11 protein-coding genes are annotated in these 14,619 nt (G+C 73.2%); 5 read left to right on the top strand and 6 right to left on the bottom strand.

Annotation, left to right across the window (positions count from 1 at the left end; all coding sequences use genetic code 11):
- Positions 1-15: 15 nt before the first annotated feature.
- From ccrA to IF20_RS27170, 3 genes are all read right to left on the bottom strand, one after another.
- Positions 16-1,353: a crotonyl-CoA carboxylase/reductase gene (gene ccrA / locus IF20_RS27180; RefSeq protein WP_052867991.1), complete on the bottom strand. Its 1,338-nt coding sequence runs from the start codon at positions 1,351-1,353 to the stop codon at positions 16-18.
- A gap of 428 nt (positions 1,354-1,781) precedes the next feature.
- Complete coding sequence (locus IF20_RS27175) at positions 1,782-2,585, bottom strand: TetR family transcriptional regulator (RefSeq protein WP_052867990.1); 804 nt, start codon at positions 2,583-2,585, stop codon at positions 1,782-1,784.
- A 118-nt stretch (positions 2,586-2,703) separates the two neighbouring features.
- Positions 2,704-4,530: a 3-hydroxyacyl-CoA dehydrogenase family protein gene (locus IF20_RS27170; RefSeq protein ID WP_110944592.1), complete on the bottom strand. Its 1,827-nt coding sequence runs from the start codon at positions 4,528-4,530 to the stop codon at positions 2,704-2,706.
- A gap of 331 nt (positions 4,531-4,861) precedes the next feature.
- Between IF20_RS27170 and IF20_RS27165 the strand changes: the two genes are divergently transcribed.
- Complete coding sequence (locus IF20_RS27165; RefSeq protein ID WP_052867989.1) at positions 4,862-5,476, top strand: HEAT repeat domain-containing protein; 615 nt, start codon at positions 4,862-4,864, stop codon at positions 5,474-5,476.
- Positions 5,477-5,484: 8 nt separating this feature from the next.
- Here IF20_RS27165 and IF20_RS27160 read toward each other — a convergent pair whose 3' ends face one another.
- Positions 5,485-6,012, bottom strand: coding sequence for a GNAT family N-acetyltransferase (locus IF20_RS27160; protein WP_052867988.1), 528 nt, complete (start codon positions 6,010-6,012; stop codon positions 5,485-5,487).
- Between the two features lie 105 nt (positions 6,013-6,117).
- Between IF20_RS27160 and IF20_RS27155 the strand changes: the two genes are divergently transcribed.
- On the top strand, positions 6,118-6,879 hold the full coding sequence (locus IF20_RS27155) for an SDR family NAD(P)-dependent oxidoreductase (RefSeq protein ID WP_052867987.1): 762 nt from the start codon (positions 6,118-6,120) through the stop codon (positions 6,877-6,879).
- Here IF20_RS27155 and IF20_RS27150 read toward each other — a convergent pair.
- Both IF20_RS27150 and IF20_RS27145 read right to left on the bottom strand, forming a co-directional pair.
- The gene (locus IF20_RS27150; RefSeq protein ID WP_110944591.1) at positions 6,833-7,279 is read right to left on the bottom strand and encodes a MerR family transcriptional regulator; all 447 of its coding nucleotides are present in this window, start codon (positions 7,277-7,279) and stop codon (positions 6,833-6,835) included. The genes IF20_RS27155 and IF20_RS27150 overlap by 47 nt on opposite strands.
- A gap of 124 nt (positions 7,280-7,403) precedes the next feature.
- Complete coding sequence (locus IF20_RS27145) at positions 7,404-8,492, bottom strand: Rv2578c family radical SAM protein (protein WP_052867986.1); 1,089 nt, start codon at positions 8,490-8,492, stop codon at positions 7,404-7,406.
- A gap of 156 nt (positions 8,493-8,648) precedes the next feature.
- On the opposite strand from IF20_RS27145, the gene IF20_RS27140 reads away from it, so the two are divergent.
- From IF20_RS27140 to IF20_RS27130, 3 genes are all read left to right on the top strand, one after another.
- Entirely contained in the window at positions 8,649-9,092 is a 444-nt protein-coding gene (locus tag IF20_RS27140; protein ID WP_052867985.1) for an SRPBCC family protein, read from the top strand.
- A gap of 248 nt (positions 9,093-9,340) precedes the next feature.
- Positions 9,341-11,719: an MFS transporter gene (locus IF20_RS27135; RefSeq protein ID WP_052867984.1), complete on the top strand. Its 2,379-nt coding sequence runs from the start codon at positions 9,341-9,343 to the stop codon at positions 11,717-11,719.
- 348 nt (positions 11,720-12,067) lie between these two features.
- Positions 12,068-14,593, top strand: coding sequence for an ATP-binding SpoIIE family protein phosphatase (locus IF20_RS27130; protein WP_199896756.1), 2,526 nt, complete (start codon positions 12,068-12,070; stop codon positions 14,591-14,593).
- Positions 14,594-14,619: the final 26 nt, after the last annotated feature.

Below are 14,619 nucleotides of genomic sequence, written 5' to 3'. Positions count from 1 at the left end.
GCCCTCTTAGACGGTTCAGACGTTCCGGAAGCGGTTGATGGCGTCGAGGTGCTTCGCGCGCTTCTCGTGGTCGCGGACGCCCATGCCCTCCTCGGGGGCCAGCGCGAGGACGCCGACCTTGCCCTGGTGGAGGTTGCGGTGCACGTCGTACGCGGCCTGACCGGTCTCCTCCAGGGAGTAGGTCTTCGACAGCGTCGGGTGGATCTTGCCCTTGGCGATCAGGCGGTTGGCCTCCCACGCCTCGCGGTAGTTGGCGAAGTGCGAGCCGATGATGCGCTTCAGGGACATCCACAGGTAGCGGTTGTCGTACTGGTGCATGTAGCCGGAGGTCGAGGCGCAGGTGGTGATGGTGCCGCCCTTGCGGGTGACGTACACGGAGGCGCCGAAGGTCTCGCGGCCCGGGTGCTCGAAGACGATGTCGATGTCCTCGCCGCCGGTGAGCTCGCGGATGCGCTTGCCGAAGCGCTTCCACTCGCGCGGGTCCTGGTTCTCCTCGTCCTTCCAGAACTTGTAGCCCTCGGCCTTGCGGTCGATGATCGCCTCGGCGCCCATCTTCCGGCAGATCTCCGCCTTGTCCTCGCTGGAGACGACGCAGATCGGGTTGGCGCCGCCGGCCAGCGCGAACTGGGTGGCGTAACTGCCGAGGCCGCCGGAGGCGCCCCAGATCAGGACGTTGTCGCCCTGCTTCATGCCGGCGCCGTTGCGGGAGACCAGCTGGCGGTACGCGGTGGAGTTCACCAGGCCGGGGGCCGCCGCCTCCTCCCAGCTCAGGTGGTCCGGCTTCGGCATGAGCTGGTTGGACTTCACGAGCGCGATCTCGGCGAGGCCGCCGAAGTTGGTCTCGAAGCCCCAGATGCGCTGCTCGGGGTCGAGCATCGTGTCGTTGTGGCCGTCGGAGGACTCCAGCTCGACGGAGAGGCAGTGCGCGACGACCTCGTCACCGGGGTGCCAGGAGTTCACGCCGGGGCCGGTGCGCAGCACGACGCCGGCCAGGTCGGAGCCGATGATGTGGTACGGCAGGTCGTGCCGCTTGGCCAGCGGGGAGAGCTTGCCGTAGCGCTCCAGGAAGCTGAAGGTCGACACCGGCTCGAAGATCGAGGTCCAGACGGAGTTGTAGTTGACCGAGGACGCCATGACGGCGACCAGGGCCTCGCCCGGGCCCAGCTCCGGCACCGGCACGTCCTCGACGTGCAGCGACTTGCGCGGGTCCTTCTCGTTGCTGGGGAGGCCGGCGAACATGTCGGCCTCGTCCTTGTGCACGGTGACCGCGCGGTACGAATCGGGGAGGGGCAGGTTCGCGAAGTCCTCGCGGGTGCTGTCCTGCGCGGTGATGGCGTCAAGAATGTGGTTCACGGTGTGCCTCCGGCGAAGCCATATGAGGGACGGCTTGAGGGAACGTCGGGGGTGGTGCGAAGGCGGTGCCGTCGGTTCGGCTGTGATGGTGCTCGGCAGGCGCGGGTGTGCGCGGGAGGTTGCCTGTGACGCAGGCATCCGGGCGCGCGGACCAGTGGAACGCGGGGACAACCGGTACGCCGAAGATCTCGGTGGGCCGGCCGCCCGGACAACATCAACGTATGACACCGCGTGCCAGCCGACAAGGCACTCGGTGCCAACAATTTCTCTCAGATGTCATCCGCCCGGCACGCATGAGCAACATAAACCGCCGCGAAAGCGGACGATTCGGTACGGGTGGCGAGGTCGGCGTGATGTTTGTTACTGACGGGTCGCATAGCGAAGCGCCGCCACGTCCAGGACGTGACGGCGCTCCTCAGCTCCGTTGCTCAGCTGTTGTGCTCGCGCAGCGCCTTCTGGATCGTGCGCATGACCTCGCTGAGCGGCGCGTCCGTCCGCGCCACCGTCACCAGCACCTCGCCCTCCCGGGCCGCCGTCGCGGCCGGCGGCGGGCCCGCGGGCGTCCGGCCGGCCCCGATGCCGGTGCCGAACGTCTCGCGGACGATCGCGAAGGCGTGGTCGAGCTGCGATTCCACATCGCCCTGGGCGCCCGCGCGGAGCCAGCGCCGCAGGACGTGGTTGTGCGCGGTGACGACCGCGGAGGCGGCGACCTCGGCCAGCAGCGGGTCGTCGTTGCCCTCGCGGTGCGCGCCCTCGTCGAAGTGGCCCAGCAGGTAGCGCGTGAAGAGCCGCTCGTACCGGGCCACCGAGGCGATCTCCGCCTCGCGCAGCGTCGGCACCTCGCGGGTCAGGCGGTAGCGGGCCACCGACACGGCCGGCGAGGCCGCGTACATCCGCATGACTTCCTTGATGCCACGGCAGACCGTGTCCAGCGGGTTCTCGTGCGCGGGCGCCGCGTCCAGCACCGCTTCGGCCCGTACGAGGGTGTCGTCGTGGTCGGGGAAGATCGCCTCTTCCTTGGAGCGGAAGTGGCGGAAAAACGTCCGTCGCGCGACGCCCGCCGCCGCGGCGATCTCGTCGACGGTCGTCGCTTCGTAGCCCTTGGTCGCGAACAGTTCCATCGCCGCCGCCGCCAATTCGCGGCGCATCTTGAGCCGCTGAGCGGCCGCGCGGCGAGAGCCGGGGGTGGTGTCGTTTCCGTCGGAGGGCTGCGTACGAGCGGGCTGGGACATGTGGGGACGGTACTTCATATTGCCGCGGCCTGCGCCATCAGCCCGGGTGACGGGCGGCCAGGAGGGAGCGGACGGGCCGCCCCGAGGGTCGAGCAGCCCGCCCCAGCCGCCCCCGGCGTCAGCGCTTGGCGTACTCACGGAAGCCGCGGCCGGTCTTGCGGCCGAGGCAGCCCGCGGCGACGAGGTGCTCCAGCAGCGGCGCCGGAGCCAGGCCCGGGTCGCGGAACTCCTGGTGCAGCACCTTCTCGATGGCCAGCGAGACGTCCAGGCCCACCACGTCGAGCAGTTCGAAGGGGCCCATCGGGTAACCGCCGCCCAGCTTCATCGCGGTGTCGATGTCGTCCGGCGAGGCGTAGTGCTCCTGCACCATCTTCACCGCGTTGTTCAGGTACGGGAAGAGCAGCGCGTTCACGATGAAGCCCGCCCGGTCGCCGCAGTCCACGGGGTGCTTGCGGACCTTGGCGCAGACCGCGCGCACGGTGGCGTGCACGTCGTCGGCGGTCAGCACCGTCCGGACGACCTCGACCAGCTTCATGGCGGGCGCCGGGTTGAAGAAGTGCATCCCGATGACGTCCTGCGGGCGCGAGGTGGCCCGCGCGCACGCCACGACCGGCAGCGAGGAGGTGGTGGTGGCCAGCACCGCGCCCGGCTTGCAGACCTTGTCCAGCGTCGCGAACAGCTGCTGCTTGACCGCCAGGTCCTCGGCCACCGCCTCGACGGCCAGGTCCACGTCGGCGAAGGCGTCCAGCGAGTCCGCGGGGGTGATCGCCGCCAGCGCCGCGTCCCGGGCCTCCTCGGTCAGCCGGCCCTTGGCCACCGACCGGTTCAGCGACTTCTCGACCAGGGCCTTGGCCCGGTCCGCCTTCTCCTGGCTGCGGGCCGCGAGCACGACCTGGAAGCCGGACTTCGCGAAGACCTCCGCGATGCCGCTCGCCATCGTCCCGGACCCGGCCACGCCGACGCTGCGCACCGTGCGCGAGCCGGCCTGCTCGTGCTGCGCGTCGGGGGTCCCGCCGTCCGGCACGACCGTCGCGGAGCCGGGCGTCTCGTACGTGTAGAAGCCGCGGCCCGCCTTGCGGCCGGTCAGCCCGGCCTCGGCGAGCTGGCCGAGGATCGGCGCGGGCGCGTGCAGCCGGTCGTGTGAGGCGGCGTACATGGCCTGCAGCACCGTACGGGCGGTGTCGATGCCGATCAGGTCCAGCAGCGCCAGCGGGCCCATGGGCAGGCCGCAGCCCAGCCGCATGGCCGCGTCGATGTCCTCACGGGTCGCGTACTTGGCCTCGTACATGGCGGCGGCCTGGTTCAGGTAGCCGAAGAGCAGGCCGTCGGCGACGAAGCCGGGGCGGTCGCCCACCGCGATCGGGTCCTTGCCCAGCTCGCGGGCGAGTTCGGTGACGGCCGCGACGGCGGTCGGCGCGGTGAGCACGGAGGAGGCCACCTCGACCAGTTTCATGGCCGGCGCCGGGGCGAAGAAGTGCAGGCCGAGCACGCGCTCGGGGCGCTGGGAGTCGGCGGCGAGCCGGGTCACCGAGAGGGAGTTGGTGCCGGTGGCCAGGACCGTGTCCGGGCGGACGATGGAGTCCAGCGCGGTGAAGATCTGCCGCTTGAGCTCGTAGTCCTCCGGCACCACCTCGATCACCAGGTCGGCCTCGGCGGCCGCCTGCAGGTCGGAGAAGGTACGGAACCGGGCGAGCGCGTCGGCCCGCTCCCGCTCGGTGAGCCGCTCGCGGCGCACGGCGCGGGCGGTGGAGGACTCCAGGGTGGCGACGGAGCGGCGGACCGCGGCGTCGTCGATGTCGATGCCGATGACCTCGCGGCCGGCGCGGGCGAGCACCTCGGCGATGCCGGTGCCCATCGTGCCCAGGCCGACGACGGCGACCGTGGCGATACCGGAGGCGGCGGTGGCGGGGGGCAGCTGCGAATCAGGGGTGGACGAGAGGCCCATCGCGAGACTCCTGAGGGTGTTCCCCTGCGGGCAGGGGAGAAGTGACGACTGAGGGTGAGGCGCACACGCGGTCGACGCGGTCGAGAGGCGCGTACGGAGGGAGCTGCGCGGCGGACCCTGTCCCGGGATCGCTGCCGGTCACTCGCTGTGTGTCGTGCTGTGCGGTGCCGAACCGACTTCACTCATGGCGGCTGCGTCACCAGGCCGCCGGAGCAGGGGTGCTGCTCGTGCCAGCAGATTAACTCGCGGGTAACGGCAAGCGCCAGGGGGAAAAGGGGGAATTAATCTGTGGCGCGGGCCACGTCGAGGCAGTGGGGGAGGAGCCACACAAATGGAAGACCACTTCCACGAGTTGACCGACCGGGTACGGGGCGAGCTGCGGTCACCCGCCGATCTCGTCACCTACGAGCGCCTCCTGGGCCTCGCCCGCAAGAACACCCCGGCCGGGCGCGAGGAGCTGGCCAGAATGCTCACCGCCGTCGAGCGTCCCCTGTGGACCCGCGAGATCGCCGCCTTCTCATTGGGCTGCGCCGGCGACCGCCGCGCCTTCGAGACGCTCGTCCTGCTGCTGAACTACCGCGACCCCGTCCGCTGCGCCACGGCCGCGCACGCGCTGGCCCGCCTCGGCGACCCCCGCACGGCGCGTGCCGCCGCGGCCCTCGCCACCAACCCCCTCCGCACCGCCTATGCGCTGCACCCCGTGCGCCTCCTGGTCGATCTCCGCGCTCCGGAGTCCGTCCCGGCCCTGATCTCCACCCTCGAACGCCTCCTCACCCCGCACACCCCGTACTGGCGCGTCGCGCTGGCCTGCGTGGAGGGCCTGGGGGCGCTCGGCGACCGGCGCGCCGTCCCGGCCCTCACCTCGGCGCTGGACCACCCGCGCCTGGCCGCCGCCGCGGCGGCCTCGCTGGCGAGACTGGACAGCGCGGGCAACGGGAGCCGCTGACCGGCGCGCTACAGGGAGCGGGCGTACCGGACCTCCGGTACGAGGACGCCCGCCAGCTCGAAGGACTCCTCCGCGCCGTCCGGCGCGAACCCCGCCCGCTCGTAGAAGCGGCGCGCCCGGACGTTGTGTTCGAGCACCCACAGGCGCATGCCGGGGTAACCCCGCTCCCTGGTGAGGTCGAGGGACGAGGCCATCAGCGCGCGGCCGATACCGGTGCCGACCTGCTCGGGCATCACGTACAGGGCGTACAGCTCCGCGAGCGCATCGTCCCGCCGGCCGGTCGTCTCGTCGCGGTACGGCCCGACGGCGGCCCACCCGGTCACCGAACCGGCGCGCTCCGCCACGAGGTTGACCACCTCGGCGGGCGCCTTGGTGAACAAGTCGCGCCGACGCTGCGCCTCTTCCTCGACGTCCAGCCCGTCGAGGAAGTGCTGCGGCACCAACCCGGCGTAGGCCCACTGCCAACCGCGGACCCGGACCGCGCAGACCGCCCCGATGTCGTCCTCGGTCATCCGTCGTATCCGCAGCTCATCCATGGCGGCAGGCTAGGCGCGCAGGCACCGGGTGTGGTCGGTGTTTCCGCGGGCGCGTCGCCTCGGGGTTGACCTTGACGCAGGCGGCAGGGTTCCAGACTGCCCGGCATGAGCACAGAGAAGCAGGAGTTCGGCGGGCGGGTCGTGGTGGTCACGGGGGCCGGCACCGGCATCGGGCGGGCCACCGCGCGGGCCTTCGCGGCGGCGGGGGCGCGTGTGGTGGCGGTCGGGCGGCGCCCGGAGCCGCTGGCGGAGGCCGCCGCGGGCCACTCGGTGATCACACCGTACGCGGCCGACATCACCGCCGACGGGGCCGCGGAAAGGATCGCCGCGCATGCGGTGGCCACGTACGGGCGACTGGACGTGCTGGTCAACAACGCGGGGATCGTAAGAAGCGGGGCGCTGGCGACCTGCACGAAGGAATCGATCGGACCGCAGCTCGCGACCAACCTGGTGGCGCCCGTGCTGCTGACCCGGGCGGCGCTGCCCCACCTGGAGCGCGCCGGCGGCGTCGTGGTCAACATCTCGACGTCCGTGGGGCAGCGGGCCTGGCCCGGCAACGCCGTCTACGCCGCGAGCAAGGCCGGGCTCGACACGCTGACCCGCAGCTGGGCGGTGGAGCTGGCGCCGCGCGGCATACGGGTCGTCGGCGTAGCACCGGGCGCCGTGGAGACGCCGATCGGCGCGCACCAGGGCCTGTCGGCCGAGCGCCTGGCGGCCGTACGCGCCTGGCAGATCGACCACACTCCACTGGGCCGGCTGGGCCGCCCGGAGGAGGTGGCCCATGCGGTGCTGCGACTGGCCTCCCCGGAGTCCGCGTTCGTCACGGGCGCGATCCTGCCGGTGGACGGGGGCGCGGTGGTGGCGTGAACGGCGCCCCGGGCGGGGGCTGCGCCTCTGGTGTGAGCTGCGCCTCGGGCGGGGGCTGCGCCGCGGCCAGCGCGCGGGCCAGCCGGTCGCGTGCCGCCGTCTGCGCGGCGAGCCGTGCGTCGATCAGGGCGAGTCGCTCCCGGGCGATGCGCAGGCCTACAGGGGACGGCTGCGCGGTCGTCATGTCCCCGTCCAGGCAGCCGGCGAAGCAGCGTACGTCGGCCAGCGTGAGCCCGGCGTCGAGCAGGTGCCGGATGTTCCGGACCCGCACCGCCGCCCGTTCGTCGTAGACGCGGTAGCCGTTGGCCTCGCGTACGGAGCCGATCAGCCCCTCATGCTCGTAGTGGCGCAGCGCCCGAGAAGTCGTCCCCGTGGCCGCCGCCAGTTCCCCGATGCGCACCGGCTCAGCGTACGGCGCCGGCGCCTGCCGCGCTCACCGGCCCAGCGCCGCCCGCAGCGTCACGCCGTACCGGGAACGCAGCCGGCGCACCTCCCGGACGATCACGGGGCGGGCCGGGAGCCGGTCAGAGCAGCGTCAGCTGGGTGGCCCCGGCCGCCGCGGGGCCGGTGGGGGAGTCCGGCTCCACCGGGCCGGCCTGGGCCGGTACCCGGGGCGCCGGGCGGCGCGTGCCGCGGCGGTGCCCGGCGGCGTGCGCGGGGCCGATGCCGTACTCGGCGGCCAGCTCGTGGACCTGACGGGTGATCCGCCGCTGGTACCACTTCGGGGCGTACGCACCGTCCGCATACAGGCGCTCGTACCGCCGCACCAGATGGGGGTGGTGGCGCTCCAGCCAGGCCATGAACCACTCACGTGCGCCCGGCCGCAGGTGCAGCACCAGCGGCGTCACGGAGGAGGCGCCGGCCGCCGCGACGGCCCGCACGGTGGCGCGCAGCTGATCGGGATGGTCGCCCAGGAAGGGGATGACCGGCGCCATCAGGACGCCGCAGCCGATGCCGTGCTCGGTGAGGGTGCGGACGGCGTCCAGGCGGCGCTCCGGGGACGGCGTGCCGGGCTCCACCGTGCGCCACAGCTCGCGGTCCAGGAAGCCGACCGACATCGAGATGCCGACGTCGGTGACCTCGGCCGCCTCGCGGAGCAGGTCCAGGTCGCGGAGGATCAGCGTGCCCTTGGTGAGGATCGAGAAGGGGTTCGCGTGGTCGCGGAGGGTCTCGATGATGCCGGGCATCAGTCGGTAGCGGCCCTCGGCCCGCTGATAGCAGTCGACGTTGGTGCCCATGGCGATGTGCTCGCCGCGCCAGCGTCTTCCGGACAGTTCGCGTCTGAGCAGGTCGGGCGCGTTGACCTTGACCACGATCTGGCTGTCGAAGCCGAGCCCGGTGTCCAGGTCCAGGTAGCTGTGGGTGCGCCTGGCGAAGCAGTACACGCAAGCGTGAGTACAGCCCCGGTACGGGTTCACCGTCCATTCGAACGGCATGCGGGAGGCGCCCGGCACCCGGTTGACGATCGACCTGGCCCGTACTTCGTGGAACGTCACCCCGGCGAACTCCGGGGTGTCGACGGTCCGGGTCACCACGTCCGTGCCGAAGAGCGCGGGCGTGCGCGCCGGACCGGACGGGTCCGCCGAGCCCTCGCTCAAGTTCTCCCAGCGCATTGCGCCTCCTCATGGGTGCTGCGGCCCCCCGCCGTCGATAATAGAACAGGCGTTCCCATCGGTGCTGTCAACCCGGATTTGGGCGCGCAGCGCCGGAGTGGTTGGCTTGCCGCACACCGGACCACCAGCAAGCGAGCACCCCGGAGGGCGACACACATGGGCCAGGTCGAAGCCACCACGCAGCGCGAGATCGCGGCGGATCCGGAGGACGTCTTCGACGCGCTCGCGGACTACTCCGGCACCCGCCCGAAGCTGCTGCCCGAGCACTTCAGCGAGTACGAGGTCCGCGAAGGCGGCGACGGCAAGGGCACGCTGGTGCACTGGAAGCTCCAGGCGACCAGCAAGCGCGTCCGCGACTGCCTGCTGGACGTCGACGAGCCGACCGACGGACAGCTGGTGGAGAAGGACCGCAACTCCTCCATGGTCACCACCTGGATCGTCACCCCGGCAGGCGAGAAGCGCGCCCGCGTCACCGTGACCACCACCTGGCAGGGCGCGGGCGGTGTCGGCGGCTTCTTCGAGCGGACCTTCGCACCCAAGGGGCTCGGCCGGATCTACGACGCGATGCTCGCCAACCTCGCGGCGCACGTGGAGAAGTGACCGCGCTCGCGGGGGAGCGGGAACGGGGTCGCGCGCCTCGCTGGATCGGGTGGTTTCCTCTCGCGTCCGCATGACGCGCGCCGTTCCCGCGCGCGGCGCTAAAGCCCTGATGAGGGCCGGGCGCGCCACCCCCGTACGGCGGTTGACGGCGGCTCCCGCCCCGTACACACCCTTTCGTCACGCTTGATCGCAGTTGTCGCCCGATGCGAGAACAGGGCGCGGCACAGGCGTGACGAGGGGAGCAGCACGTGGGAGGGACCACCCTGGCGGAGCCGGACGAGAGGTCGGAACCGCCGGCGTCCGGCGCGACCACGGACGAGGCGGACGCGGCACCGCCGGCTCGGCCCGGCGCCACGGAGGCGGACCGGCCCGGTCCCCGCCGCGTCCGCCTGGCGGCCGTACTCGGCCTGGCCCCGGCGCTGCTCCTCGCGGCGCTGGGCCAGACCGTCGTGGCCCTCCCGCTGCCGGAGATCGCCGACCGGCTGCCCGGCGCCGACCGGACGGCGTGGCTGGTGCCCGGGTACCTCCTCGCCTCGGCCGTGGCCCTGCCCCTGTACGGCAGGCTCGGCGACCGCTTCGGCCGCAAGCCGGCGCTCCTCCTCGCCCTCCTCGCCTTCGTGGCCGGGTCCGCGCTGGCCACTCGGGCGCACACGATGGACGCGCTGCTCGCCGGCCGCGCCCTCCAGGGCTTCGGTGCCGGCGGCATCATGGGCGGCGTCCAGGCCCTGGCCGCCGAGACCGCGCACCACCGGACGCGCGTCCGCGCCACGGTCCTCACCGGCACCGCCTACGGCCTCGCCACCGCCGCGGGCCCGCTGATCGGCGGCCTCCTCGCCCAACACGCCTCCTGGCGCTGGTGCTTCGCGGTGAACGTGCCCCTCGGGCTCTTCGCCCTCCTCGTGGTGGCCGTCGCCCTGAAAGCACCGCGGTCCGCCCGGCGGCCGGGGACCGACCCCCTGGGCGCCCTGCTGCTCGCCGCCTTCTCCGTGTGCGCCGTCCTGCTCGCCTGCTGGGCCGGCACGGCGTACGCCTGGGACTCGCGGGTCGTTCTCGGCCTCTCGTGCGGCGCGCTCGGCAGCGCCCTGCTCCTCGTGGCCGTCGGGTACGCCACCGCCGAACCGATCCTGCCGGCGCGCCTCCTCCGCGACCGGACGGTGCTCGCCGCCGGTGCGGTGGGCGCCGCGGCCGGCGCCGCGCTCCTCGGGGTCGCCGTACAACTCCCGGCCTTCCTTCAAGGGAGGGGCGGCGCCTCGCCCCTGGAGGCCGGCATCTCGCTGCTCCCGATGGCGGGCGGTTTCGTCCTGGCAGCCGCCGTCGCCGACCGGCTCGTCGGCCGCACCGGTCACCACAGGCTGTTCCCGGTACTGGGCTGCGCGCTGGCCGCCGAGGGCATGTGGCTCCTCTCCCACCTCCAGGCGGACACCGCACGCGCCACGTGCGCGCTCTGGACGGGCATCCTCGGGCTCGGCCTCGGCTTCGCCCTGCCGGTCCTCCCCGTGGCCGTACGGCACGCCGGGCGCCCCCACGGCGGCACCACCGCCCTCGCCGCCAGTACGTACGCGCGACAGCTCGGCGCCGCCGCCGGCGCGGCCGCCCTGGGTGCCGTGCTCGCCGTACGGACGGCGGGGCCGCTTCGCGATGCCCACCCCGCCGTCTCCGCCGAGGCCGTGCCCGGCCTCCTGCGCCACCTCGTGCCCGTGCTCCTCCTCGGGCTGTTGCTCGCCTTCTTCCTCAAGGAGAACCCCCACGTGTCCCACGCTGCCTACTCCCCGCACGGCCCGCAGACCGCCCCCGGCGAGGGCGGCGCGGAGGCCGTCGCGACCGTTCCCGCCGCCCGCACCGCGCCCGCGGCGACCCCGTACTCCCCGGCCGGCGTGCCGATCTGCGGCACCGTGCAGCACCACGACGGCTCCGTCGTGCCGCGCGCCGCGCTCACCCTCATCGACGTCACCGGGCGGCAGATCGGGCGCGGCGCGACCGGCGAGGACGGGCGGTACGCGCTGAGCACGCCGGGCGCCGGGCCGTACGTGCTGATCGCGGCGGCCGGCGGCCACCAGCCGCGGGCCGTCAGCGTCACGGTCGGGGACCGGCCGGTCGACCTGGACGTCGTCCTGGGCGGCGCGGGGCGGCTCGCGGGCACGGTCACCACGGCCGACGGCACACCCGTGCGCGACGCCATGGTGACGCTGACGGACGTGCGCGGCGAGGTGGTGGCCACGACGCGCAGCGGGCGCGAGGGCGCTTACGTGATCGGCGAGTTGGTGGCGGGGGAGTACACGCTCGCCTCCAGTGCCCCCGCCTTCCGGCCGGCCGCGCTGCCGGTGTCCGTGCAGGCGTCCCGTGAGACCCGGCAGGACGTCGAGCTGGCGGGCGGCGCGGTGCTGCGCGGCACCGTACGGGCCGGCGGCGGGCGGCCCGTGGAGGACGCCCGGGTCACGCTCCTGGATGCGGGCGGCAACGTCGTGGACACCGCGACCACGGGCCCCGACGGCCTGTTCCGCTTCGTGGACATGGCCGCCGGCGAGTACACCGTCGTCGCCGCGGGCTATCCGCCGGTGGCCACCGTCCTCCAGGTCGCGGGCGGCGGCCGGACGGAGCGCGACCTCCAACTGGGGCACGAGGACTGACCGCTGGGCCCCGGGAGCCCGCCGCGAGGTGCCCCGGAGCGCGGGCCTCCGGAGTGCACGCGCATCCGCGGGGCGCACTCGGCGGAAATATGCACCTTCGTGCGTCGGCGGCCACCGCGCGGCGCCGCTTTCCGCTACGGTCCCGTGCTCGTGGACGACGGTCGTCCACGGGACCGGCGGGAGGTGTGCGGGCGGTGGGAACGGCGGGTGTGTCGTGGAGTAACGCGAGGCAGGACGCCCTTCGCCCGGGTACGGCACTTCCCGGAATGCGCCCCGTCAGGCAACGTGTGGCCGTACCGTGGTAGCGGGACGCAGATCATGCGTACGCGTACGAAGGAGCAACCGCCCATGGAGCGTGGCCCGTCGCACGGCGACGACATGGTGAGTGCGGTGCCGGGAGTGCCCACGCCGCGGGGCCCCGAGCCCGGCCGGATCCCCCTGGCCGTGGTCGTGGTCGACGCCCGCGGTCTGGTGTCCCACTGGAGTCGGGGCGCGCGCCGGCTCTTCGGCCCCTCGCGCGAGGACGCGGTGGGCGCGCCCGCCGTGGAGCTGATGCCGGTCTCCGGAGCGCTGGGCTCCGACGAGTGGCGCGGCCCGGACGGCGACGAGGATCCGGACGGCCCCGGCCCCGACCTGGAGTCCGCGCTCGGCGGCGAGACCTCCTATCCGCGGGCCGGGCGGGCCCGGATGGCGACTCCGGAGCGCGGCCAGGTCGACATCCTGTGGTGGGCGTACCCCCTTGTCGGGCCCGGTGCCGAGCGGCTGCTCGTACTGGCGGCCGACGCGGGGCAGTTGCACGGCGAGGGCGGCGAGGAGGGGGAGGCCGGCGCGCAGGGCGGCCGGGAGCGGGAGCGGTACGCGCCGGGGTTCGCGCTGCACACGGACTTCCCCGGCTTCGAGGAGCTGGCCCGGCGGCTGCCCGAGATCCTGCCGAGCATGAGCCCGCAGGAGAGCGCCCGGATCGTCTCGCAGGTGCTCGAACTGGGCTATCCGGTACTGGAGATCAGTCAGCAGGAGCGCTTTCCGGTCACGCCGGACTGGGGCGTGCCGCGGCGCGTGGAGCGGCGGGCCCGGCTGCTGCGCGCCGCCTCCGAGTCGGCCGCCGATTCGCGGGCCGCCGAGGCGGCCACCGCGGAACTGGAGTCGGACCTCGAATATGCCGCGGTCCGCGAGCGCCTGGAGTTCCTGAACGAGGTCAGCGGCCGGATCGGCTCCTCGCTGGACCTGGCCCGCACGATCCAGGAGGTCAGCGAGGCGGTCGTGCCCCGCTTCACCGACGTCGCGGGCACCTACCTCCGCGAGCAGGTCATCGCAGGCGAGGGCTTCCCCGACGGTCCGCCGGACACCACGACCATGTGGCACCGCGTGGCGGTGGAGCACAACGACGAGCCGGGGCGCTGGGACGACGTGGTGCCGGTCGGCGAGTCGATGCCGTTCCCGGCGCACACCCCGTTCTTCCAGTGCATGACGACCGGCGAGCCCGTGCTGATCCCGCGGATCAGCGAGCAGATGGGCAACGCCATCGCGGCGCAGTTCGACAAGCGCGACATCAGCCCGCTGATCAACCTGCGTTCCATGCTGGTCGTCCCGCTGAAGGCGCGGAACGTCGTGCTGGGCTTCATGATCCTGCTGCGCCACCCGGAGCGCGCCGAGTTCAACGACATGGACCGGGTCACCGGTGCGGAACTGGCCGCGCGCGCCGGCCTGGTGCTCGACAACGCCCGCATGTACACCTACCAGGAGAACGTCGCGGAGACGCTGCAGGACAGCATGCTCCCGCACATCGAGCCCCGGATGGCGGGCTGCGACACCGCCACCCGCTATCTGCCCGGCACCCGCCTCGGCCGGGTCGGCGGCGACTGGTTCGACACCATCAAGCTGCCCGGGTCACGTACCGCGCTGGTGGTCGGGGACGTCATGGGACACGGTCTGAACTCCGCGGCGATGATGGGCCAGTTGCGGACCGCCGTACAGACCATGGCCGCCATCGACATGCAGCCGGCGCAGCTGCTGCGCAGTCTGGACGACCTCGCCCAGCGCCTCGGCGACAACTATCTCGCGACGTGTCTGTACGTCGTCTACGACCCGATCGAGTCCCGGCTGACCCTCGCCAACGCCGGGCACATCCCGCCTGTCGTGGTGCGCGCGGCGGACGGCCGCAGCGAGCTGCTGGACCTGCCGACGGGTGCGCCGATCGGCGTCGGCGGCGTGCCCTTCGAAGCGGTGACCGTGCCCGTGGCGCCGGGTGACCGTCTCGTGCTGTGCACGGACGGCCTGGTGGAGGTGCGGGGCGAGGACATCGGCGTCGGGCTGGCGGCGCTCGCCGAGTCCGCCGCGCATCCGGCGGCCTCCATGGACGACGCCTGCGACACGATCATCCGGGCGCTGGCAGCCACGCTGAACGCGGGCCGGGGCGGCCGCAAGGACGACGTGGCGCTGTTGATGGCCCGGCTGAACGGCATCGAGCGCGCGGACGTGGCCGAGTGGCGGCTGCCCATAGCGGCGAGCGAGGCGTCCCGGGCCCGCCGTCTGGTCCGCGACCAGCTCGCCGACTGGGGCCTGGAGTCCGCGGCGGACACCGCCGAGCTGCTGGTCAGCGAGGTCGTGACCAACGCCGTGCGGCACGCCCACACCCAGCACGTGGTGCTGCGCCTGGTGCGGACGGACGCGCTGCTGTGCGAGGTGTCGGACGACGATCACAGTCTGCCGCAGCTGCTGAGCGTGACGGACGAGGACGAGTACGGGCGCGGTCTGCGGGTGGTGAGCCGGCTGGCCCGCGAGTGGGGCACGAGCCGGACGGCCACGGGCAAGACGGTCTGGTTCGAGCAGTCGCTGCCGAGGACGCATCGGGGATCACGTTCGAACAAGAGGTGAAAGAGCGTCCATCACTTTTGAAAGAA

This window comes from Streptomyces niger, from assembly GCF_000718305.1.
Lineage (GTDB): Bacteria > Actinomycetota > Actinomycetes > Streptomycetales > Streptomycetaceae > Streptomyces > Streptomyces niger.
This window is presented reverse-complemented; position numbering and strand designations above follow the sequence as displayed.